General features: G+C 65.9%; 17 protein-coding genes and 1 pseudogene. 10 read left to right on the top strand and 8 right to left on the bottom strand.

Going from position 1 to position 20,777, the window contains the following annotated elements; genetic code table 11:
• Positions 1 to 30: 30 nt before the first annotated feature.
• The gene (locus EA187_RS13560) at positions 31 to 1,050 is read right to left on the bottom strand and encodes a lysophospholipid acyltransferase family protein (RefSeq protein ID WP_127780603.1); all 1,020 of its coding nucleotides are present in this window, start codon (positions 1,048 to 1,050) and stop codon (positions 31 to 33) included.
• A 170-nt stretch (positions 1,051 to 1,220) separates the two neighbouring features.
• Here EA187_RS13560 and EA187_RS13555 point away from each other — a divergent pair, with 170 nt between their 5' ends.
• Positions 1,221 to 4,490: an Eco57I restriction-modification methylase domain-containing protein gene (locus tag EA187_RS13555; protein ID WP_127780602.1), complete on the top strand. Its 3,270-nt coding sequence runs from the start codon at positions 1,221 to 1,223 to the stop codon at positions 4,488 to 4,490.
• Positions 4,490 to 6,019 (top strand): annotated as a pseudogene (locus tag EA187_RS20825) (SNF2-related protein); the annotation flags it as partial. The gene EA187_RS13555 and the pseudogene EA187_RS20825, both read left to right, overlap by 1 nt.
• Positions 6,020 to 6,862: 843 nt before the next feature.
• On the opposite strand, the gene EA187_RS20820 reads toward EA187_RS20825, so the two are convergent.
• Complete coding sequence (locus tag EA187_RS20820) at positions 6,863 to 7,561, bottom strand: site-2 protease family protein (protein WP_241250198.1); 699 nt, start codon at positions 7,559 to 7,561, stop codon at positions 6,863 to 6,865.
• A 187-nt stretch (positions 7,562 to 7,748) separates the two neighbouring features.
• Between EA187_RS20820 and EA187_RS13545 the strand changes: the two genes are divergently transcribed.
• Complete coding sequence (locus EA187_RS13545; protein WP_127780600.1) at positions 7,749 to 8,672, top strand: hypothetical protein; 924 nt, start codon at positions 7,749 to 7,751, stop codon at positions 8,670 to 8,672.
• Positions 8,673 to 8,718: 46 nt separating this feature from the next.
• Positions 8,719 to 9,138 (top strand): response regulator, encoded by a 420-nt coding sequence (locus EA187_RS13540; protein WP_115605558.1) that lies wholly within the window; start codon positions 8,719 to 8,721, stop codon positions 9,136 to 9,138.
• A 23-nt stretch (positions 9,139 to 9,161) separates the two neighbouring features.
• Here the strand turns inward: EA187_RS13540 and EA187_RS13535 are convergent, their stop codons facing one another.
• Entirely contained in the window at positions 9,162 to 10,409 is a 1,248-nt protein-coding gene (locus EA187_RS13535) for a M20 metallopeptidase family protein (protein ID WP_164856261.1), read from the bottom strand.
• 582 nt (positions 10,410 to 10,991) lie between these two features.
• Between EA187_RS13535 and EA187_RS13530 the strand changes: the two genes are divergently transcribed.
• The 5 genes from EA187_RS13530 to EA187_RS13510 all read left to right on the top strand — a co-directional run bounded on the left by EA187_RS13530 (position 10,992) and on the right by EA187_RS13510 (position 13,330).
• The gene (locus EA187_RS13530) at positions 10,992 to 11,558 is read left to right on the top strand and encodes a GNAT family N-acetyltransferase (protein ID WP_164856260.1); all 567 of its coding nucleotides are present in this window, start codon (positions 10,992 to 10,994) and stop codon (positions 11,556 to 11,558) included.
• A 485-nt stretch (positions 11,559 to 12,043) separates the two neighbouring features.
• Positions 12,044 to 12,292: a hypothetical protein gene (locus EA187_RS13525; protein WP_115605552.1), complete on the top strand. Its 249-nt coding sequence runs from the start codon at positions 12,044 to 12,046 to the stop codon at positions 12,290 to 12,292.
• Positions 12,292 to 12,744 (top strand): hypothetical protein, encoded by a 453-nt coding sequence (locus EA187_RS13520; protein ID WP_127780598.1) that lies wholly within the window; start codon positions 12,292 to 12,294, stop codon positions 12,742 to 12,744. The genes EA187_RS13525 and EA187_RS13520 overlap by 1 nt, the downstream gene beginning before the upstream one ends.
• Positions 12,744 to 13,019 (top strand): hypothetical protein, encoded by a 276-nt coding sequence (locus EA187_RS13515; RefSeq protein WP_115605550.1) that lies wholly within the window; start codon positions 12,744 to 12,746, stop codon positions 13,017 to 13,019. Before EA187_RS13520 ends, EA187_RS13515 begins: the two co-directional genes overlap by 1 nt.
• Entirely contained in the window at positions 13,016 to 13,330 is a 315-nt protein-coding gene (locus tag EA187_RS13510; RefSeq protein ID WP_127780597.1) for a hypothetical protein, read from the top strand. Before EA187_RS13515 ends, EA187_RS13510 begins: the two co-directional genes overlap by 4 nt.
• Before the next feature lie 86 nt (positions 13,331 to 13,416).
• Here the strand turns inward: EA187_RS13510 and EA187_RS13505 are convergent, their stop codons facing one another.
• The 3 genes from EA187_RS13505 to EA187_RS20435 form a co-directional block, all read right to left on the bottom strand.
• Positions 13,417 to 13,926 carry a Spy/CpxP family protein refolding chaperone gene (locus EA187_RS13505; RefSeq protein ID WP_127780596.1) on the bottom strand — a complete coding sequence of 170 codons (510 nt, stop codon included), beginning with the start codon at positions 13,924 to 13,926 and terminating at the stop codon, positions 13,417 to 13,419.
• 62 nt (positions 13,927 to 13,988) lie between these two features.
• Positions 13,989 to 14,435 carry a hypothetical protein gene (locus EA187_RS20985; RefSeq protein WP_127780595.1) on the bottom strand — a complete coding sequence of 149 codons (447 nt, stop codon included), beginning with the start codon at positions 14,433 to 14,435 and terminating at the stop codon, positions 13,989 to 13,991.
• Positions 14,411 to 14,929, bottom strand: a complete 519-nt coding sequence (locus tag EA187_RS20435) for an RNA polymerase sigma factor (protein WP_164856259.1) — start codon at positions 14,927 to 14,929, stop codon at positions 14,411 to 14,413. Before EA187_RS20435 ends, EA187_RS20985 begins: the two co-directional genes overlap by 25 nt.
• A gap of 1,422 nt (positions 14,930 to 16,351) precedes the next feature.
• Between EA187_RS20435 and EA187_RS13485 the strand changes: the two genes are divergently transcribed.
• A complete protein-coding gene (locus EA187_RS13485) occupies positions 16,352 to 17,482 on the top strand; it encodes a DUF819 family protein (protein WP_127780592.1) in 1,131 nt (376 codons plus the stop codon).
• Here EA187_RS13485 and EA187_RS13480 read toward each other — a convergent pair.
• Together EA187_RS13480 and EA187_RS13475 are read right to left on the bottom strand one after the other, a co-directional pair.
• Positions 17,455 to 19,944 (bottom strand): PH domain-containing protein, encoded by a 2,490-nt coding sequence (locus EA187_RS13480; protein ID WP_115605539.1) that lies wholly within the window; start codon positions 19,942 to 19,944, stop codon positions 17,455 to 17,457. The genes EA187_RS13485 and EA187_RS13480 overlap by 28 nt on opposite strands.
• A gap of 63 nt (positions 19,945 to 20,007) precedes the next feature.
• Positions 20,008 to 20,700: a hypothetical protein gene (locus tag EA187_RS13475; RefSeq protein ID WP_127780591.1), complete on the bottom strand. Its 693-nt coding sequence runs from the start codon at positions 20,698 to 20,700 to the stop codon at positions 20,008 to 20,010.
• Between the last annotated feature and the right edge of the window lie 77 nt (positions 20,701 to 20,777).

The following is a 20,777-nucleotide window of genomic DNA, read 5'->3' as shown; positions in this document are numbered from 1 at the left end:
GATGAGGTTTAGCCGAGGGGGGGGCGCAGGTCAATTCGTGGCGAGTCGGGGAGATGTTTCGGCGACGAAGTCGTTGATGCTCTGCCAGTGTTCGAGCAGGAAGTCGGGGATGAGGGCGGGGTCGCGGGGGACTTGAGCGGCCGGGATGCGCCAGATCTTGACCTCGAGGTGGGCACCGGTGAGCGCGCCTGAGAAGAGCTCGGCCATCGAGCCGACCTGGTCGATGCCGCGGTGGGCGATGAAGACGAGATCTTTATCGGGGGTGTGCTCAATGAGCTTGAGGGCGCCGTCGCGCAAGGGGGGAAGCGTGTGGGTGAGCGATTGCGCGATGGGGAGGCGCTCGAGATCGTCAGCAAATTTTTCGAGCAGGCGCTCGCGCTTGGCGGGGGAAAAACGGGTGCCTTCGGGGTAGAGGACCAGCGAGAAACGATCGCGGTGGTCCTGACTCAGGGTGAGGATCTTCTGGATCTCGGCCTCGGGGTTGTCGGTGCCGCGGCGCACAAAGACGTTGGGGATGCGCTGGGCGACATAATCGAGGGCCGGGTCGGCCAGAAGCTCCGCTTTGATGACGTAGGCGAAGATGCGGGGAGACGATGCGATGCCTAAGGGGAGCATGGTGTCGAGGGTGGAGGCGTGTCGGCAGAGCACGATGGCCGGGTGGGGATTATCGAGGTGGTCGAGGCCCTCGACGCTGACGCGGGCGTCGAAGAGGTTGAGGGCGTTCCAGAAGAGCCCGCGCGACCACCATCGTTGGACGGTGCGGTTGGCCAACTCGTAACCCTCGGAGGAGAGGCCCAGCAGATGAAAGCGCAGCCAGTGGATGAGGGCGACCACAAGGCCGGAGCACTCCAGCACAAAGAAGTAGGTCAAGAAGAGGATGGCGCGGGCCGCCGAGAAGCGATCGTGGCGAAAGAGGCCGTAGAGGGCGGCCAGGGGAAGGGTGATCGGCAGGGTGATGGGCATGAGCACGGCCAGGGTGAACCAGGCGGTGGTGGTGGCGATGCGGCGAGCCCAGGAGATGTCGGGGGGGATGGGGTTGGAGGTGCTCATGAGAAAACCGGGGAAAAAATGGGGCTGAGAGGCAAAGTTTTGGAAAAAGAGCCGACAACACAATCAGCAGGTGTGAGGAGGTGTAGGTGTAAAACCCAATGATGAGCAAGCCGAGGCGGCGCGGGGAGGATGGCACGCGGCCTGGTTTCGATAAAGCGCGAGGGGCGAGGATGATGACGGGAATCGAGCAGGGAGCGCGGAGCGGTGCGGCGAAGGTATCGGAGGCTGTGAGAAGCGGGGATGTACGGGGGTTGGCCGCTGCGATGGGCTATGAGGTGGTGGGGGTTGAGGTGCGGGGCGCGGCGTTGGGGGCGTGGGGGTTGTGGGAGGGGGATCTGGCGGGCATGGAGGCGATGGAGGTGGTGGGGAGCGGGGAGGGGTATCGGCTGATGTGTCTGAGAGGGGGAAGCTGGGAGCGGGCGAGGGCGGTGATGGTGAAGGTGGCCGCGCGATGTGAGGGGGTGGCGCTTGTGTGGTGGTGGGTTTGTGAGGAGCGCTGGGTGGCGGCGATGGTCGATGGGCAGGGGGAGCGGCGTTTTGTGCGGCGGCTGGAGTTGGAGGTGGAAGCGCTTGATGAGGTGGGGCTATCGCAGTGGTGGGCGCTGGGGCCATCGGAGGTGGTGGAGGGGGATGTGGCGGGGATGGGTGAGGCGATGCGTCGGCATGTGCGGGAGGTGCTCGACCAGGAGGGGGTGACGCGGGCGTTTTTTGCGTCGTTTTCGAAGGTGCTGGCGCGTCTTGTAGCGACGATGCAGGGGGGGCCGGAGGATGCAAAACTTCGCCATGAGGTGGCGCTGGGGACGTTGCTGCGTGTGGTCTTTTTGTACTTTTTGCAGGCCCGCGGGGCGCTCGACGGGGATCGGCGTTATGTGGTGCGGCGACTTCGGGAGGGGGGAGAAGGGAGCTTTTATAAGCGCGTGCTGCGGCCGCTTTTTTTCGGGGCGCTGAACTGTCCGGTGGCCGAGCGAGGCCAGGAGGCCCGGGGGCTGGGGAGGTTGCCCTTTTTGAACGGGGGGCTTTTTGAGGCGACGGCGCTGGAGCGTCGTTTTGAGGGGCTGGACTGGCCGGATGCGGTGTGGGGGGAGGTTGTGGAGGGGGTGTTTGAGCGGCATCGCTTTGTGGCGCAGTGGAGCAGCCAGGGGGATCTGAGCCCGGCGGTGGATCCGGAGATGCTGGGCAAGGTTTTTGAGGGGTTGATGTATGGCGGGTCGCGGCGGACCTCGGGGAGCTTTTATACGCCCCGGGAGGTGGTTCGCCGGATGGTGTTGGAGGGGCTGGGGGGCTACCTGGAAGATGAGGTGGGGCTTGGCCGGGAGGCGGCACGTCGGGCGCTGGAGGGGGATGTGCGCGGGCTTGGTGCCCGGGAGCGCGCGGGCCTGAGGGGGGCATTGTGGCGGGTGCGGGTGTTGGACCCGGCGGTGGGAACCGGGGCGTTTTTGCTGGAGGTGTTAGGGGTGTTGCGTCGCGTGGACGGGGCACTTGATGAGGCCGCCGGGGTGGTGCGCACCGCCGGGGAGCGTTATGAGCGGATGCGACGGTTGATCCATGAGCATCTCTACGGGGTGGATGTGCAGCCCACCGCAGTGCGTTTATGTGAGCTGAGGCTGTGGCTGGCGATGTTGACGGCGCTGGAGGCGTTGCCGGCCGAGGCGATGCCGGCGCTTCCGAACCTGACGCATCGTTTGTGTGCGGGGAACTCGCTTTTGGAGCCGCTGGATCTGGCGCGGTATCGGGTGCGCGGAGAGGTGAGGGCGTGGGGGGAGATGGGGGAGGTGAGCCGGGAGGGGCTGGAGCGGCTGGCGCAGCTGGAGGAGGCGTATACGGCGGCGCATGGGGAGGAGAAGCGGGCGCTGAAGGTGGCGATGGAAGAGGCCCAGCGCGGGGTGCAGCGGGAGGTGCTGGAGGGGAGGCGTGTGCAGATTGCGCAGGAGCTTGTGCGCTGGGAGGAGGTCGCGTCCGCAACGGATCTCTTTGGCGAGGAGGTGGGACTCGACGCGGGGCAGCGGGCTGTGCGGGAGCGCCTGGAGCGGGAGCATCGGGCGGTAGCGCAGGCGTTGCGGGATCTGCAGGAGGGACGTCGGGAGGGGCTGGCGTTTGCGTACGGGGAGAGCTTTGGCGGCGTGATGGGGAGGGGGGGCTTTGACCTGGTGGTGACCAACCCGCCCTGGGTGCGTGCTACGCGCCAGGATCGGGTGGTGAAGGGGATGTACCGGGCGCGCTACCGGGTGGGAGAGCCGGGGCTGTGGGCCGGGGCGAAGGAGGCCGGGGTGGAGGCGACGTTTGGGGCGCAGGTCGATCTGGCGGCGATGTTTGTGGAGCGCTCTCTGGAGCTTTTGAGGCCGGGGGGACGGGTGGTGGCGTTGTTGCCGGCCAAAGTGTTGCGTTCGCTCAACGGGGCGGGGCTGCGCCGGCTTCTGGCCGAGCATGAGGTGGAGGCGATTGAGGATCGCTCGGAGGCGGCCGAGGCGATGTTTGAGGCGACGACCTATCCGGCGGTGGTGCGGGTGAAGAAGGTCGCTCGGAGTGCGGCGCCGAAGGTGTCTGCGGGGGTGGAGGTGGCGGTGTGGCGAGGCGATGAGGTGCGGCGTTTTAGCCGGGAGGTTGGCGAGCTGGGGGTGTGGGGGCAGGCGGCGGGGGAGCCCTGGGTGTTGGTGGATGACCCGGTTCTCGCGCTCTTTCGTCGGATGCAGAGCGTGTCGGTGGCGCTGGGGGGCAGCGGGTTGTGGGAAGTTCGCCGGGGGGTGATGACGGGCAACAACGCCGCATTTTTGCTGGATGAGCGCGCTACGCCCCGGGGGGGCAGTGAGACCTGGGCGCCCTATCTGCGTCAGGCGGTGGGGGGCCGGGCGATCGGGGAGGGGGAGGTGAAGGGAGGCCGGACGATCATCTGGCCGGTGGATGAAGAGGGCCGGGTGATGCAGCGGTTGCCGGCGTCGTTGGAGGCGCATTTTGAAGGCCATCGGCGCGCCCTGGAGACGCGCAGTGACTACCGGGAGGGGCAGCCTTTGTGGCAGCTGTACCGGCTGCATGAGGATGTGACGGGGCCGAAGGTGATGTGGTCGGATCTGGGGCAGCAGCTCGACGCGGTGGCCAGTGCGGGCGACGAGGTGCCGCTGAACACGGTGTATTACGCCGGGGTAAGTAGCGAGGGGGAGGCGCGGGCGCTGGCGGCGTATTTGAACTCGGAGGCGGTGCGTACGGTGGCGTATGCGCTGGGGGAGCGGGCGCGCGGGGAGTGGCGGCGCCATTTTGCCTGGGTGGTGAGGTTGTTGCCGGTGCCCCTGGCATTTGTGGAGGCGGTGCGTGCCGGCGAGGGGCTGGAGCGCTGGGAGGAGGTCGGGGCGTTTGAGGAGGCGTTCGGGCTGAGCGGGGCTGATGTGTCGGTGCTACGAGGCTATCGCTGTGGCGAGGCGTGTGCGGTGGTTCGGGAGGTGGCGTGATGGTGGGGGTACGTGGCTGGCTGGCCGCGGCGTTGGTCGGCGGGGAGGGCGTTGTCGCCGGAGAGGCTGTCGCCGGAGACGCTGTCGCCGGAGATCATAAAGGGGCCGGCGTTGACGGGGGAGGCGCTGAAGGGCTCCTCTCGCGTCAGCAGCAGGAGGCGGTGGCCCGGGGGGTGAAGGTGGTCGAGGCTTTTGGCGGGGTGGTGCTGGCCGACGGAGTGGGGGTGGGTAAGACGCGCGAGGCGCTGGCGCTGGGAAGGGCTGTGCGGCGCTGGCGAGGCGATGAGGGGAGGATGCTGCTGGTGGTTCCATCGAGGTTGCAGGGGGGCTGGCGGCGAGTGGCCGCGGAGATGGGGCTTGTGGAGGGGAGGCATGTTGAGGTGGTGACGCATCACAGGATGAGCCATGGCCGGGTGGGGGGAGGATGGTCGGTGGTCGTGGTGGATGAGGCGCATCGGTTTCGGCGAGTGACGACCCGGCGCGGTGGGGCGTTGATGCGGTTGAGTGCGGATGCGCCGGTGGTGTTGGTGACGGCCACACCGGTGTGCAACGGGCTTGAGGATGTGCGGGGGCTGCTCTCGTATTTTATGAGCGACACGCGCACGCGGGGGCTTGTGGGGATGGGGCTTTTCGAGGCGTTTGAGCGAGCACTGGCGGGCAGCTTTGACCTGACGGAGCTACTGGAGGCGGTGGTGATCCGGCGCTGGCGAGCGGATTTCGGGGAGGTCCGCCGACCGAAGGTGTGTTTTGAGGTGGTGCGTTATGAAGCGGAAGCCGGGGAGCGCTGGGTGTGGGGGCATCTTGAGGGGGAGCTGCATGCGATGACACTGGCGGCTTTTGAGGGAGGGTGGCCGCGGGGGCTTTTTGTGGCCACGGGGTTACGTCAGTGGGAGGGGGGAGCCGGGGCGCTGTCGGAGGCGTTGGAGCGGTTGGCCCATTATTTTGAGCGGTGGCTGGAGGCGGCGCAGCGGGGTCGGTGGTTGGAGGCCGGGGCATTTCGGGAGGGGTTTGAGGGCGTGAGCCGCGCCCAGGAGGTGATGGGATTTGTGTATGGCGAACGTCGGGCGGAGCCCGGAGCGTTGGCCGCGTCGCAGCCCGGTGTTGAAGCCGATCTTCAGCGGGTGCGGGGGCTTCTCGGGAGGTTGGAGGCGATGCGGGAGGAGGGGGGCGGGGTGGCCGGCGCGGTGGTGGCGCTTGTGCGGGAGGAGCCCGGAGAGCGGTGGCTTGTGTTTACGGGCTATCAGGGCGCGGCGCGCGCGCTTTTCGGGGCGATCCGCCGAAGGCTGGGAGGTGGGGTGGGCGTGGGGCTGATGACCGGGGCTCAGGCCTGGGCCACGGGGGTGGGAAGGCTTGATGCCGCCGAGCTTGTGGAGCGTTTTTCTGAAGATGTGGCAGCGCGCGACAGGGTGAGGGTGCTGGTGGCGACGGATTGTCTGGCAGAGGGGGTGAACCTGCAGCGCTGCAAGAGGCTTGTGCTGGCCGATCTTCCCTATTCGCCATTGAAGTTGGAGCAGCGTGTGGGGCGAGTGGTGCGGCCGGGGCCTGCGGGCGGTGAGGTGCGGGTGTATGTACCCCGGCCGACGGTGTGGGCGGACACCCTGGGGATGCGTCGGCGGCTGGAGGCGAAGATCGTTCGGGCACAGGAGGTGGGTCTTGCGCCGGGGCTGGCCGCCGGGGTGTGGCTGGGGTTGGGGCAGCGGGATGGTTCGGGGGAGGGTGGCGAGGCAGACGTGGGGATCGGGGTTCTGGAGGCGATGACGTTGGAAGAGCGCCTGCGGGAGCAGCTTTCGGGGGAGGGGGAGGGCGCGGTGAGTTTTGGGAAGGTGGGCCCTGGCGAGGTGGAGCGGGTGCTTGCGCGGGTGCGGATCCGGGCGGCAGTGGAGCGGGATGTGTGGGTGAGCGCCGATGCTCAAGAGGCCCGGGTGGGGAGGCTCAGTGAGCGCCTGGGGGGGCTTGTGGCTCTGAGCGAGGCGGGGTTGGAGGTGGAGGCGTGGACGCCGGGGGCGGAGCCCTGCTGGGAGGTGGTGCAGACGTGGGCCCGGGAGCGTCGTGAGGAGCTTGAGGCCGCGCGGCTTGCGCCGGCGGTGGTGGAGCGGGGGTCAGCCGGGGTGCGGGTGTGGGAGCTTCTGGTGAAGGCCGCTCGGAGTGGGGCGTTGGGTAAGACGCCCCGGGAACTCGGAGTGTTTCGCCAGCGGGTGCTCGGGGAGCAGCCGCCCGGGGTGTTGCGGCGTTGGGAGGGGATGCTGGCGATGGGGGCCGATGTGAGCGCTTTCTGGCAGGAGGTTCGGGCGCTTCCCGAGCCGCTCAGTGAGCCGGTGCGTGTGGAGGTGGTCGCCGCGCTGGGGTGGAGCGCGGCCGGGGAGAGCGCGGAGCTACGCGCTGCGGGTTTGTTCGAGGAGCTGCCAGTTGGTGTAGGCGAAGTAGCCGAGGATCAAGAAGATCAGGATGCCCCCTTGAAGCGCGTAGAGCGCGATGGCGCCGGTGATGATCAGCGCGCCGATGGCGACCTTTGCGGTGGTGGCCAGAGCCTGACGTTGGGTTTTGGAGCGGCGCAGGAAGTGGAAGAGGGCCTGGCCGCCGTCCATCGGGAAGATGGGCAGGAGGTTAAAGACGAGCCAGAAGGTGTTGACGATGGCTGAGAGGCGCAAGAGGTGTCGCAAGAGGGGCCAGGAGTCGGCGGGAGTCAGGGCGTTGAGGGCCATCAGGCCTGCAAAGGAGGTCAGCGCGATGAGCAGGGTGGCCGCCGGGCCGGCCAGGGCGATGAAGATGCCCTGGTTGGGGTTGGGGTTGGCGCGGTGGTTGATGGCGACCCCTCCCATGCCTTGCAGCACGATGGTGGAGTTGCCAAAGCCGCTTTTTTTGAAGGCGGCGGCGTGGCCCAGTTCGTGGAGAAGCACCCCGAAGAAGAGGATCGGGGCCCACATCAGCTGGTAGGGCAGCTGCTGAGCGGATTGAAGCCCGGAGAAGACGAAGAAGGCGACCAGAGCCAGAAACCAGACCTCGATGAAGATGGTGTGGCCGGCGAAGGTCGCGAGTTTCCAGCGGGGGCCCGAAGGTTGACGGATACGCATCGTTGAAGGCCTGGGACAGGGAGACAAAAGGAGGTGCACACAAAAGAAGCAGCTTGCGTCGAGGAGTAAAACTAGCGTCCTGGCGAGGATAATCCACCGCCGGGCTCAGGTAGAGCAGAGCGCCCCGGGGTGTAAAGGGCGTTCGGCATAAGCGGCAGTTAAACTCAGCTCAAAATGAGGAGGGGTGATGATGGACGGGATGGGCAGGTTTGAGGCGTTGTTGAGCAGCGGAGGGCGCGGCGAATGCGCGGCGATGGGCGCGCCGGTGGTGGAGGCGGTGGAGGCGCTGGCAGCATTTGTGGGCACCGAGGGGAGGTTGCGCACCCGGGGGGCCTGGGAACTCGATGAAGGGGAGGCGGTGCGGCTGGCGCAGCGAAGCGGAGTGGTGCCGGAGGGGGGCTGGGCGCGATTGGTGGGGCTCTGTGCCGGTGTGGGGGTGCTGGTGGCCCGGGGGGGAGGGTTTGAGGCGGGGCCTGCGCTGGGGCAGGTCAGCGCGTGGTCGGAGCGCGAGCTGGAGCAGCGCCTGGTCGAGGGGTTTACGCGATCTCTGGTACCGCCGGCGACCGCGGCGGGCTGGTTTGTGGCCCTGGGGGTTCATCCGCTCTGGGGGCTCAAGCTCGCCAGACAGGTTCATCGGGAGGGGGCGTTGATGGGGTTTGATCCTGGCCGGGAGTCTCGCGATGACGGGATCATGGGGGCTCGGCGCCTGGAGGGGGTCCGCCGGCATGTGTTTGTGAGTATGGCGGTGGTCGTCGGTGTGCTGCGTCGGCTCAGTAGCGGGCGGATGTATGAGGTGGGTGCGTTGGTGAGGCTGGTGGAGGAGGCGATGCGCTTTTCTCGGGTGGTCGCCTATGAGGATGATGACGAGGACGCAGGTCAATTGCAGGTGTTGGTCGACAGGGTATGCTGGCGAGCGGTTCAGCATGCGGTGTGGGCGTTGATGGATGAGGTCCTGGTGCCGGCCGGGGTGGTGCGCTGGGATATCGGGCGAGGGATCGCGGTGAATCCTCGGGCTCTGGAGGGGGTGCGGGTAGGAGCGCTGGGTGTGGGGGCGCAGGATACCTGGGTGCGGCTCTTTCTAAGTGGTAGCGGGGGGCGTAAAGTTGCTTAAGTTGAGAAGAGCGGGCTCGAGGCGTGGGCCCCCAAAGGGAGAGGCGATGATCACATCAAAGAAGGTGGCGGTGCTCGATGACGAGCCGCTGATCGGGGACATCGTCTCGCGGGCGCTCAAGCGGCAGTGGGAGGTGCATATCTTTGAGCGTCCCTCCGAGGCACTGGCGGCGTTGGAGGAGGGGGAGCGCTACGCGGTGTTTTTATGCGATATGATGATGCCCGAACGTACGGGGATGGAGGTCTACCAGGAGATCCGTCGACGCTGGCCGGAGCAGGCTGAGCGGATGGTGATCATGAGTGGAATCAGCCAGCGTGATCGGGCCGGGGAGCTCGTGAAAGATGCCGGGTTGCGTCTTGTGCAAAAGCCCTTTGATTTAAATGGGTTGCGTCAGGTTGTGGACGAGGTTTCCGGGGGCGGTGAGGAGGCCGATGATGGCGGGGAGCGGGGAGGGCTGCGACGCTGAGGTCTGGAGCCCTCGTAGCTCGCTCAGAGGGGCTGGACCATGCGGTCGGTCTTCTTCTCGATGGCTTTCTCATGGAGAAGGCGCAGGGCAGCGCGGGCCAGGATGGAGGCGCCGACGTTGATGGCGCGCTCGTCGATATTGAAGTGGGGGGAATGTAAGAAGTTTCGGGGAGCCTGAGCCCCGGTGCCCAGGCGGAACATCGCGCCGGGGATGCGTTCGCAGTACACCGAGAAATCTTCGCCGCCCATCGAAGGGAGGGGGATGTGCTGGGCCCCATTGTCACCGAGGATGTCGGTGGCGACGTCGGCGATCACCGAGGTGATGTAGGCGTCGTTATGAATGGCCGGGGCGCCGCGAATCAGCTTGAGCTCGTAGGAGGCTCCATGGGCCAGGCAGATGCCGCCGATGGTGCGTCGCAGCAGATCGTCGAGCTGGTCGCGATGCTCCGGGGAGATGGTGCGGATGGAGCCGGAGAGCGACGCGGTCTCGGGGATGACGTTGGCGGCGATGCCGGCCTGGAAGGTCCCCAGCGTGATCACCGCCGGGATGCGGGCATCGAAGTTATGGGCCGGAAGCTGGTAGAGGGCGTTGGCAACCTGGGTGGCGACGAAGATCGGGTCGGTGCACTGGTGGGGGCGAGCGCCGTGTCCGCCTTTGCCTTCGATGTGAATTTCAAAGAGATCGAAGGATGCGGTGAAGGGGCCCGGGCGTACGCCGATCTCACCGATGGGGCGCTCCGGGTCGCAATGCAGGCCGAGGATGGCGTCGACGTGGTCGATGGCCCCGAAATCCACCATTTCGGTGGCACCGCCGGGCACGGTCTCTTCGGCGTGCTGGAAGATCAGGCGCAGGCGGCCCGGCAGCTGGTCTTTGAGTTCTCGGAGGCTGAGCCCGCTGCCGAAGACGGTGGCCATATGCACGTCATGGCCGCAGGCGTGCATCACCCCGGGGTTTTGCGACGTGTAGGGGATGTCGTTGAGCTCCTCGATGGGGAGCGCGTCGATGTCCGAGCGGATGGCGACGGTGGGGTGAAGGGTCGGGTCAAAGTTCGCCGGCGTGAGATCTGCATAGAAGCCGGTGCCCTCCGGGCGCACGAAGGTTTCAAAGCCCAGCTCTTCGACGCGTGCGACCATGTGCGCGGTCGTTTCAAACTCATGCTGGCTGAGCTCGGGATGGGTGTGGAGATAGCGGCGCAGCTCGATGAGGCGATCGGTGTTGTCGCGAAGGGTGTCGGTGAGACGTGCGAGGAGGTCGGGGGAAGGGGCGTGCATGGAGTCTCCGGAGCAGCGTGAGGGGGGGCCTCGGGAGGGGAAGGACCTTCCGTTCATAAGGCATCGTGCTGGAAGTCATCAACCGGTACCAGACCGTGAGCAGATGTAGATGCGGATGGAGGCGAGCTTGAGCGTGCCCGGGGCAAAGCGCAAAACGTAAGACGATGCTTCCATCGTCGAGGCATTGCAACGCAGCAAAAGGTGCTCTCCATGCCGCAGACACGGCATCAACGCCAGCTCACGCTACGATAACGCAAGCGCCGGAAGCGTTGAGGGCTGAGCAGAGGGCGATGTGAAGGGTAAAGCGTCGAGGGTGGACACCGCGTGAGGGGTGATCAGCTTGCCCCCCAAAGCTCCGCCCCCGCTGCGGCCCTGGTCGCCGGGAAGGGAGTGTGCCCCCAGACAACGCTCGGGCGCACACACCGGGGGCAGCGACCCATACAAGGGGGGAGAACGACCGCTGATGCCCGGATCACAGACGGGGGCATGTCCGGGATATCGGGGGGATGGGGTTGAAATGGGTAGGTTGATGCCCTACACAGTGTCATGTGTTCAGTGAATCTTAAGCAAGGAGACACGCAGATGGTGAAAATTACGTACCTTTCGGACCACCTCGGGGTGGAAGAGCCCGCCGCCGAGGAGCTCAGCAGCCAGGAGCTCGCGGAGATGAAGAAGGTTGCGCGCTGGCATCAGGACGAGTGGGCGCATTTGAGTCCCGATAAAACGGTGGGCACGCGCGTGGAAGAGTTGCGCGAGAGTGCGGTCAAGGAGGGGCTTCCGCTGACGCTGGTTGCCGTCGAGGACGAGGCGATCGTGGGTACGATCAGCCTGGCCGAAGAGGATCTGTCCACGCATCCGGAGTTTTCACCCTGGCTCTCCACGGTCTATGTGGATGCATCTCAGCGCGGGCAGGGCATTGGCAGTCGGCTGGTGCAGCGCGTGGAAGAGGTGGCTGCCAGTCAGGGGGTCGAAGAGCTCTACCTCTACACCCCGGATCAGGCACCGCTCTACGAACGCCTGGGCTGGGAAGTGGTCTCGGTGGAGACGTACCGCGGTGAGGAGGTCACGGTGATGCGTCGTGATCTTGCTGAGATCGTCGAAGAGGGCGGTCGCGGCTGGTTGCAGGTGGAGCAGCCTGCAGCCCAGTAACCATGCGCCTCGTCAGGGCACGAGGCTCCGGGGGGGGGCTCCCCTGTCCGGGGGAGGGGGGCAGGGCCTGCGTGGCGAGGGACGTCGCAAAAAGGCGTGTGGCCTGCGGGGACATGGCAGGTTCGTTGGTGGTCTCCCGGTTGTCGGGGGCCAGGGGGGAGTATGACACACACGTAGAGTCGCACGGGGGGGATGGTGCTGAGGAGCGGGCGGTGCGGCTGTTCAAGGCATCATTCGCCGCGCTCTGCCGACCCACGTTTGGGGACGGCTTTGTGCCGTCTGAGCGGGAGCTTCACGGCCGCCCGGTCTTCGAGGGAGAGGAGCCTTCTCGGGGGGGAGATCCCTGTTCCAAATGGCGATCGTGCGCTAGGCTCAGGGGGCACCACGGCGTAGAAGCGGGCTTGTTGCGGGGACGAGATAATGGACCGACAGGACGTGGTCATGGGTTCGATGTTGCCGATAACGTGATGTGTGGAGAGGAGTACATGACAGAAAAAGGATGGAGCCGCAGCGCGCTTCGACGGGCGTTAGGGCTGACGGTGGTTTCGCTAAGCCTGGTGGGGTGTGTGACCCCGGGGATGCGGGAAGTGGAGGCGGTCGATTCGTCGGCAGATTCGGTCACGTTTCTCTTCAGTCAGAACACCGGTGAGGAGAGTAAGCGGGGCGTGATCTCGTGTGAGATTGAGGGCGATCGTCTCTCGGAGTGCCAGATTCTTGACGTGGAGTACAAATGATGAGGTGGACGCAAAGCGTGGCGCTGGGCGTGCTCCTGGTGCTCGGGATGGGGTGCACCGAGGTGCGCTACACGATTCGGCAGGCCGACTCCCATCGGGAGGGCGGCTTTTTTACGATGCAGACCTCCGCTGAGCGGGTGACGCGTCTGGGGCCTTTCTACGAGAGTGTGGAGCCCGAGGGCATCAACTACTGGCGCTGCGGCCGGGTCGAAGGGCAGATGAGCTGCACCAAGGTCTGTGAAGATATGGGCTCTCGTGTTTGTGCGCCCTATCTGGCCGGTCATTTTGGTCGGGTTAATCTTCCGCCGGCTATTGCGACGTCGGTCCGGTCATCGGTTAACGATCAGGGTGAAGGTCAGGACGAGGTTGAGCCCGAGGCGGAACCGGCTGAGGGTGGTAGTCCGGAGGAGGCTCCGGTGGATGAGGCTTCGGAGCCCGGGGAGGTGCAGTGATGACACGATGGATGCGAGGCGCGCTTTTGAGCGCGGTGGTGCTGGCGGCCGGCGTCGGCTGTGCGATGCCCGAGTATGTGTACGTGACCGACTATCAGGTCGTGAGCGATCGCAGCGTGAAATACATCTACAACCCGCTTTACCCCTCGATGGCCGGAGGCGCGATAAGCGACTCCGCGCTGGTGTTGGAGGTGTGTTCGGTGGATGCGCAGAACCCCGGAGAGGAGACGGAGTGCCGGGAGACGGTGCTGCTGAGGACCGAGGAGTACCAATGAAGATGATGACGTGGATGAAGGCTTGTCTGGCGGGCCTTGTGATGGCCTCGGCGGTGGGCTGTGCCGGGAAGACGACGCTTCGCGACGCGACGTTTACCCACTGGCATGACGACGAGACGTTGATCCTGGTCTATGAACGCCAGCAGTCGACGGGCATCATCAGCACGGTGACGGCGCGCTCCACCCATGTGCGGGTGTGCAAGGTGCAGGAGACGAATGAGCTGCTCTGTCGCGATCAGCTGCGCCTGGCCAACATGCTCAATCCGCATCTGAGCGAGGGTGAGGATTTGAGCGATCCCTGGTCCCCCTGAGTCGGGCCAGGCAGGACGAACGCGTTTGCATCAAGAGAAGCGGGGCGCTCCACCGAGCGCCCCGCGTCTGTGTTTTTAAGAGAGGGTTAGAAGGTTGTGGCGGGCTGGCCCGGCCCCTGGCGGCGTTTGCCACGAGGGCCGCGTTGCTCTCGGCGTTGCTCCCGGCGTTGGGCGGAGAGCTCCTGGAACTGCGTGCGCTGCTCCGGGGTGAGGACGGCGCGAAGCTCAAGGGCCAGATCCAGGCGCTCGCGCTTGAGCCGGTTTTCGAGTTCCAGGACTTCGTTGAGCTTCGCCCGAATCGCGTCGTCGGAGCCGTTGGAGGCGATGAGCTCGCGCATGGCCTGGTGGGCTTCGCGCAGCCCCTGGCGGCGGGCCTGATGGGCGTCGCGTTTGCCTTCGAGGAGGGTGCGGATTCGGGTCTTCTGCGCCTCACTCAGGCCGAGTTCATCGCGCAGGGCGATGAGGTGGCGAGGGTTGGGGAGGAGGCGTTCTACGGTGTCCTGATGGCGCTGCGGACCTTGTTGAGCGGAGGCGGTAGCGGGGAGCACGAGTGCCAGGGCGATGAGCGTCGAGAGGGTGATGATGAGGCGTTTCATGGTGACTCCTTATGTGGGGTGTGGCGTGAGATGGGCGTTATGTGTGGCGAGGATTCAGGGGGTCAGCCGGGGTTTCCAGAGGATGCGTCGAGGGTCTCGTCGAGCAAGAAGTCATCGGTGGGGGCCTGCCAGCTCCAGATATCGTCGGCGAGCCTTGCGAGCTCGTCCCAGTCTTCTTCGGTGGCGGTAGGCTCGGTGGTGTTCGGGGCGATGGTGGTCGGGGCGATGGCGAGGGCCGCAGCGGGTTTGGTGCCGGGCTCCTCAACGCGAGGGGCCTCGGCGGTCGGGCGAAGGAGGGCCGCGGCGACGATGAGGATAAGAAGCAGCGCGGCCAGGACGGGGGGGCCGCCACCGGCGGTGTGCAGGCCCTTGAAGGTCACGGCCCCCGGGCTTGAGGGGGAAGAGGATGCGGCGGCCCAGGTGGTCTCGAAGTCTGGAGGGTCCACCGCGAGCGCGTCGTCGGTGGCCTGGTGGTAGAGCTCTTTTAGCGGGTCGGGTTGGTGAGACATGCGTCCTCCAGGGCGTTGAGGTGGGTGCGAAGGGCGCGTTTGGCGCGGTCGTAGTGCGTGCGGGCGGTGCCCGGGTTGATGCCCAGGGTGCGGGCGGCCTCGTCCAGGGTGAGCTCGTGGTAGAAGACCAGTTCCATGAGATCGCGCTGGCGTGGCGAGAGGGTGAGCAGGGCCTGTCGAAGGGCAGCGACGCGCGGGTCGGCGTGGTCTGTTTCGAGCGACGAGGTCGGTGTCTTTTGCAGCGCCTTAAAGTCGAGGGCGGCAAAGCGACTAAAGGTCTGGCGTCGGCGCAGCGCGCGCACCTTGTTGCGCACCAGCCCGAAGAGAAAGCTCTTAAAGGCCTCCGGGTCGCGGCAGGCGGCCGAGCCGTCGAGAAGCGCCTCGTAGGCCGCCTGGAGCGCGTCTTCGGCCAGCTGGCGATCGCCAGCCTGGTGCATAGCCCAGCGGAAGGCGTCGGCGTGCAGGGCCTTGATATGGTGGCGGAGTTCATTCATCAGGAGCGCCGGTGGTTCGCGATGTGGGTCGATTCGTGTGAGCGGTCGGTGGTTTTCGTTGTGGTTGGGTGGTTGGGTGGTTGGGTTGTTGAGGTGCGCCGGTGGTTCGCGATGTGGGTCGATTCGTGTGGGCGGTCGGTGGTTTTCGTTGGGGTTGGGTGGTTGGGTGGTTGGGTTGTTGAGGAGCGCCGGTGGTTCGCGATGTGGGTCGATTCGTGTGGGCGGTCGGTGGTTCGCGGTTTGAGTATGAGTCCGAGAGCCAGCCCGTAGCGCCGGTGGAACGTAGATAAGTGTCGGGAGGGTCGGGTGTGTGTGACAGAGGTTTTTCATTTTTTTGTGCTGAGCGCCCCGGGACGACGCCAGGGGCTCGATCTCGATCGCGATCACGGGCTCGAGCTTGACCGACGATCGGGTGCCAGGCGTCCGTTCATTCGTGATCGGGTGCCAGGCGTCCGTTCATCCGTGATCGGGTGCCAGGCGTCCGTTCATCTGTGATCGGGTGCCAGGGGTCCGTTCATCCGTGATCGGGTGCCAGGCGTCCGTTCATTCGTGATCGGGTGCCAGGCGTCCGTTCATCCGTGATCGGGTGCCAGGGGTCCGTTCATCCGTGATCGGGTGCCAGGCATCCGTTCATCTGTGATCGGGTGCCAGGCGTCCGTTCATCCGTGATCGGGTGCCAGGCGTCCGTCGTCGACGACCAGGCCAACGCGGACGCTCCGGCTCTCGGCGGCGAGGTGCGGCAGCCGGCCTGATACTGAACGTCCATTCAAGATTGTTGATAAAAAAAGGGTTCGCAAACCCTTAAATCGTTCATCGATGAAGCGGGGGAGGGTTCGCGAACCCTCAAATCGTTCATCGATGAAGCGGGGGAGGGTTCGCAAACCCTTAAATCGTTCATTGATGAAGCGGGGGAGGGTTCGCGAACCCTCAAATCGTTCATCGATGAAGCGGGGGAGGGCTCGCGAACCCTTAAATCGTTCATCGATGAGGCGGGGGAGGGCTCGCGAACCCTTAAATCGTTCATCGATGAGGCGGAGGAGGGCTCGCGAACCCTTAATGCGTTCATCGATGAAGCGCGGGAGGGCATTTGATCACTCGGGTTGGGGCGCCGGTGGTTCGCGATGTGGGTCGATTCGTGTGGACGTTGGGGGGGGGCGCGGGTTGTGGTTGGGTGGTTGGGTGGTTGGGTGGTTTTGGGGCGCCGGTGGTTCGCGATGTGGGTCGATTCGTAATGGTCGGTTGGGGTTCGCGAGTTCGCGGTCGAGCCCGAGCCCGAGCCCGAGCCCGAGCCCGAGCCCGAGCCCGAGCCCGAGGTCGAGCCCCGGCCCCCATGTGCCCCTGGCCCCCATTTGCCCCTGGCCCCCCCGGCGGGGGATGATGGCGGGGACTGCGAATCAAAGGTGATCGAACAAGGTGGTGAGGATGCTGTGGACGGCGGTGTTGGTGGTGGTGGCGTTGGGAATGCCCGCTCTGGCGCGTTATCTGGAGGGCAGGCATCGGGCGTTCGAGGTCTTTCATCCCGTGCTGCTCTGCTATGCGGCCGGCATCATCCTGGCGAATACGCCGGGGGTGGATGTGGAAGAGGCGGTGGCGCGGACGATCAGCGAGGCGGCGATTCCGCTGGCGATTCCGCTGCTTTTGTTTTCGAGCGATGTGCGGGCGTGGCTGAAGCAGGGACGCGCGGTGCTGGTGTCGTTTGGGTGCGCGGTGGTCTCGGTGCTGGTGGTGGTGGCGCTGGCCAGCGGGTGGATGGCGAGGTGGTCGGAGGAGTCGGCAAAAGTCGCCGGGATGATGGTGGGGGTCTACACCGGGGGAACGCCCAATATGCTGAGCGTGGGGAGGGCGTTGGAGGTGAGCCAGGAGGTGTTTGTGGCGATGAACGCCGCCGACGTGGTGGTGGGCGGGGTGTACCTCGTGTTTCTGCTGAGCGTGGGGCAGGTGGTGTTTCGGAGGTGGCTGGGGGTTGCAAAGGGGGTGGGGCTGGCGAGGGGCGATGAGGGGGAGGCGCCGGTGAAGGTGCGCCGGGTCTGGCGGGAGGTTGCGCTGGGGCTGGGGGTGTCGGTGGGCGTGGTGCTCTTGAGTGCGGGGCTCTCGTGGGGGCTGACGGGGGGAATCTCGGTGGCGCTGGTGATGCTGGGGATCACCACCGGGGGCATCGCCGGGTCGTTGTGGCCGAGGGTGCGAGCCTTGAGGGGGACGTATGAGGCCGGCGAGTATCTGATTCTTGTGTTCTGCGTGGGGATCGGGGCGTTGACGAGGCCCTCGGCGTTGATGGGGGTGGGGGCGGAGGTGAGTGTGGCGATGGGCGTTGTGATGGTGGGCTCGGTGGCCCTGCATGCGCTGCTGGCGAAGGTGATGCGGGTGGATGCCGACACCTTTCTGATCACCTCGACCGCCGCGATTTACGGGCCGCCCTTTGTGCCGCTGATCGCCGAGCGGCTGGGGCGGCGCGCGCTGATTTTGCCCGGAGTTGCCATGGGGTTGTTGGGCTTTGCCCTGGGCAATTATCTGGGGGTGGGGATGGCCTACGCGCTGGGCTGGCTGGGGGCGTAGCCGCTCTTTGTATCGATGGCTTCGTAGATGGTGCGCGGGTCGGTGACCGGCCCCATGGAGATCTCGGGGGAGGCGCTGCCGACGGTGGAGATCTGCACGTGGCCGACCTGGAGGGCGGTGTCGAGGGGGCCGCGGGAGGTCTGCACCTGGTCGATGCGGTTGAGCAGCACGGTGGCGCGGGTTTTAAACCAGATGCCCTGGTCGACGCGCACCCGGTCGAGCTCAAGGGTGTAGGTGGTATGCGCGGCGCTCAGCCGGAAGTAGGCAAAGAAAAGGGGCAGAAGGGGGATGGTGACCACGGCGGCGGCCGTGGCCGCGCTGGCCTGAATGGCCGCTGCGCGGATCACCGGCGTGAACTCGTGGGTGATCTCGGCGCGACGTCGGGGGGCCTGGCGGGTCTGGCGTGGCGGGTGGGTAAAGAGCAGGTCGTCGAGGTGCTCGTGCAGAGCGCTGAGCCCGGGAAGGTGCCCGATGCTCAGCGAGCTGGAGGCACCGCCCCCGGAGATGGTCAGCGTGCCGGTGTCGAGGTCGGGGTAGCGGGTGGTGCGCAGGTCTTTGGCGTGGTGCAGCGCCATCAGCTCGCGGGTGTGAATCAGCACGCCCCCGCGGGTGGCCAGGTGGTGGTCGAAGATCTCCAGCCGGCGGGTCGGCGCGTAGAGGGCCTCGTGGGCAAAGAAGCCGAAGGCCAGAAGCAGAAGCGCCGCGCCGATCAGCAGCGCAGGCTTAAAGAAGATCACAGCGACCATCGTGGCGATGAGGGCGATGGCGCAGATCACCAGCAGGGAGAGCTGGCTGTAGAGCAGGGTGGTCGTGGTGGGCTCGGCGCTCAGGGTCTGGTGCGGGGAGGTGCCGCCAAATCCCAGGCCCTTTTCGATGCGGGGGATGACGCGGTCGGCGTCGGGGATATGCGAGAGCTTGAGCGCGCTGGACGCGCCGATGGAGCTGAAGCGGAAGGTGGCCGTGTTAAGCCAGCGGTCGATGGGCGACTGCGAGATGGAGAGGCGCGTGATTTTTTCGAGCGTGAACTCGGTGGTCTCTTTATTAAAAATGCCGCGGGTCAGGGCGACCTTCTGGTCGGTGATCTGAGCGTCGACGAGCAGATACTCCTGGATCGCTTTTCCGAGCGAGCCGAAGACGATCCCCACCAGCGCGATCACAGCGACCAGGCCGCCGAGCGCGGGGAGCTCGCTTTCGCCGGCGATGGAGACGAGGAAGAGCGCGCCTGCGCCCACAACCACAAAGGGGGCCACGATCAGGTTGGAGAGAAAGACCGAGACGATGCCCGGCTTGAGGCTCATCGCCGGGAGGCCCGCGGGAATCCAGGAGGCAGGCGGGGCGGCCGTGGGTGGCGCGGAGGCCGCCATGGCTGGCGAGGCGGTCGCAACATCGACATCGCTCCGGGCCGGTGAGGGGGCGAAGGGCGATACCTGACTGTCGCCATTGGCCTGTGCGAACCCGGCGGCGTCGCGCTCCTCACCGTGGTGAGAGGCCGGCCCGTCGGTGGTTTTGATCAGGTGGCCGAGGTTTTCGCGAAAGGTCTTCGCGTTGGGCATCGAGGGGAAGTGGATGTCGGCGCTGCTTCCCTGACAGCTGATGATGACGTCGGCCATGCCCAGGAGGTTTTTCAAAAAGGGCTGGTGAATGCTGGTGTCGGCCAGGTTCTCGATGGGGATGATGCGGCGGCTGCGGGTGAGAAAGCCGTCCTCGTAGTCGACGACGTCGTCGTAGAGCGAATAGACGCGCTGGTTGAGATCGATGATTCGGATGATCTGAAAGGCCAGCGCGCCGGCGACGAAGGTGAGCAGGAGCGCGACGCCCGCCCCCATGACCAGGGCGGATTCGAGCAGCGAGGGGTTATCCAGAAGCTGCGGGCCGAGGGCGATGAGCAGCAAAAGGGGGATGCCGATCACGGGGTTATTGCTGGAGCCGGCGTCCATAAGCGTGCCCAGAAAGTGGGGCTCTTCGCGCTGGACGAGGTTCTGGCGGGTGATGACAAAACCGTTGTGACGCAGGCGCTCTTCGAGCAGCTGGTAGAGGGCCTCGGGGGCGTCGACCGAGATCAGCGGAGCGCCTGTGGCGGAGCCTGCGGCATGCACCTTGAGGTGGCCGGTCTGGTAGATGCGGTGCTCCAGCCAGGGCAGCGTCAACTCGATCTGGGTGACGTTTCGAAAGGGGAGATCGAGGGCGTTCTCGCTTAAGAGCGAGCCGTAGTGACAGATGATGCGGTCGTCAAAGATCTCCGCGTAGGTCTTCTTAAGCGCGGCCTGGCGCTCGACGTAGACGAGGATCGTGATGATCGGAAAGAGCAGCGCCCAGCCCAGCAGCAGCGCGGAGGCTTCAAACATGGCGGCGTGGGCGACCATGGCCACCAGGGCGGCGCCGGAGCTAAAAGCCGCAGCCCAGAGGGTGGGGCGGAGTAGAAAGGGGCGCGCGTTGGGTCGAATCACCCGGGGGCTGGCCATGGGAGCCTCGGCTGGTCAGGAGAAGGAGGATGAACACGGTGGCGAAAAGGCCGGACGAAGCGCTCAGGTTTTTTTGGATGTAGCGTCGGCGTCGTCCCCGGCTTCGGTGCTGGCCTCGGAGGTGCTGGTCTCGGAGGTGTTGGTCTCGGCGTCGGGGTGCGCGTCGTCGGTCGCTTCCATACCCGGCGCATCGATCCCTTGCGGCGTGTCCTCGTCGGCGGCGTCTTCGTCGTCGGTGTCCTCCACCTCGGCGTCGAGATGCTGGAGGAGCTCCGCCATCAAATCTTCGAGATCGATGAGAAACGCAAAGGGGGTGAAGATGGGAATCTGGATATGCTGGCCGGCGGTGCGCAGATCGAGGCGCGCGCTGGTCGGGGAGAGGGTCATGCCCTCAAAGTCCAGGGTCTGGCGGGTGATCAGCGGCCATTCGACGCGCCAGGCGTTGGTGTTAGTGCCGACGAGCAGGCAGCGCTCGGAGGTGGCCACAAAATGCTTACGCGCGTAGTTGGAGCCGTACGAGACCACGCTGCACAGAGCGAGGCCCAGCGTGATGAGCACGATGAACGCCGCGGTGTAGAAGCCCCCCAGGCTGGCGACAAAATAGAGGATCACCGCGGCCAGAAGGCTTAAAAGCCCCAGGCCCAGGGCCAGCCCCATGACGGGGATATTGAGCTGGTAGCGGAAGAGTTTTGCGCCGGGCTCGTCGTTGAGGGTCTGCTGGACGGCCGGGCCGCTTAAGAGTCGGATGCGGGACACAGGCAACCTGCATGTAAGGGGGCGGCGCTGGCGAGGAGGAGAGAGCTGCCAGGCCGCCCCGCAGGCGCCCGAAGTCG

It is taken from the genome of Lujinxingia sediminis, from assembly GCF_004005565.1.
GTDB classification, from domain to species: domain Bacteria; phylum Myxococcota_A; class Bradymonadia; order Bradymonadales; family Bradymonadaceae; genus Lujinxingia; species Lujinxingia sediminis.
Note: the sequence above shows the minus strand (reverse complement) of the source record. Positions and strands in the feature narration are given on the sequence as shown.

Bases quoted from the DNA above. Each gene is read 5' to 3' on its own strand.
- EA187_RS20435 (WP_164856259.1), bottom strand. From the start codon at position 14,929: ATGAATGAACTCCGCCACCATATCAAGGCCCTGCACGCCGACGCCTTC.
- EA187_RS13505 (WP_127780596.1), bottom strand. From the start codon at position 13,926: ATGAAACGCCTCATCATCACCCTCTCGACGCTCATCGCCCTGGCACTC.
- EA187_RS13525 (WP_115605552.1), top strand. From the start codon at position 12,044: ATGACAGAAAAAGGATGGAGCCGCAGCGCGCTTCGACGGGCGTTAGGG.
- EA187_RS13515 (WP_115605550.1), top strand. From the start codon at position 12,744: ATGACACGATGGATGCGAGGCGCGCTTTTGAGCGCGGTGGTGCTGGCG.
- EA187_RS20985 (WP_127780595.1), bottom strand. From the start codon at position 14,435: ATGTCTCACCAACCCGACCCGCTAAAAGAGCTCTACCACCAGGCCACC.
- EA187_RS13485 (WP_127780592.1), top strand. From the start codon at position 16,352: ATGCTGTGGACGGCGGTGTTGGTGGTGGTGGCGTTGGGAATGCCCGCT.
- EA187_RS13510 (WP_127780597.1), top strand. From the start codon at position 13,016: ATGAAGATGATGACGTGGATGAAGGCTTGTCTGGCGGGCCTTGTGATG.
- EA187_RS13535 (WP_164856261.1), bottom strand. From the start codon at position 10,409: ATGCACGCCCCTTCCCCCGACCTCCTCGCACGTCTCACCGACACCCTT.
- EA187_RS13530 (WP_164856260.1), top strand. From the start codon at position 10,992: ATGGTGAAAATTACGTACCTTTCGGACCACCTCGGGGTGGAAGAGCCC.
- EA187_RS20820 (WP_241250198.1), bottom strand. From the start codon at position 7,561: ATGCGTATCCGTCAACCTTCGGGCCCCCGCTGGAAACTCGCGACCTTC.
- EA187_RS13520 (WP_127780598.1), top strand. From the start codon at position 12,292: ATGAGGTGGACGCAAAGCGTGGCGCTGGGCGTGCTCCTGGTGCTCGGG.
- EA187_RS13555 (WP_127780602.1), top strand. From the start codon at position 1,221: ATGATGACGGGAATCGAGCAGGGAGCGCGGAGCGGTGCGGCGAAGGTA.
- EA187_RS13560 (WP_127780603.1), bottom strand. From the start codon at position 1,050: ATGAGCACCTCCAACCCCATCCCCCCCGACATCTCCTGGGCTCGCCGC.
- EA187_RS13540 (WP_115605558.1), top strand. From the start codon at position 8,719: ATGATCACATCAAAGAAGGTGGCGGTGCTCGATGACGAGCCGCTGATC.
- EA187_RS13545 (WP_127780600.1), top strand. From the start codon at position 7,749: ATGATGGACGGGATGGGCAGGTTTGAGGCGTTGTTGAGCAGCGGAGGG.
- EA187_RS13480 (WP_115605539.1), bottom strand. From the start codon at position 19,944: ATGGCCAGCCCCCGGGTGATTCGACCCAACGCGCGCCCCTTTCTACTC.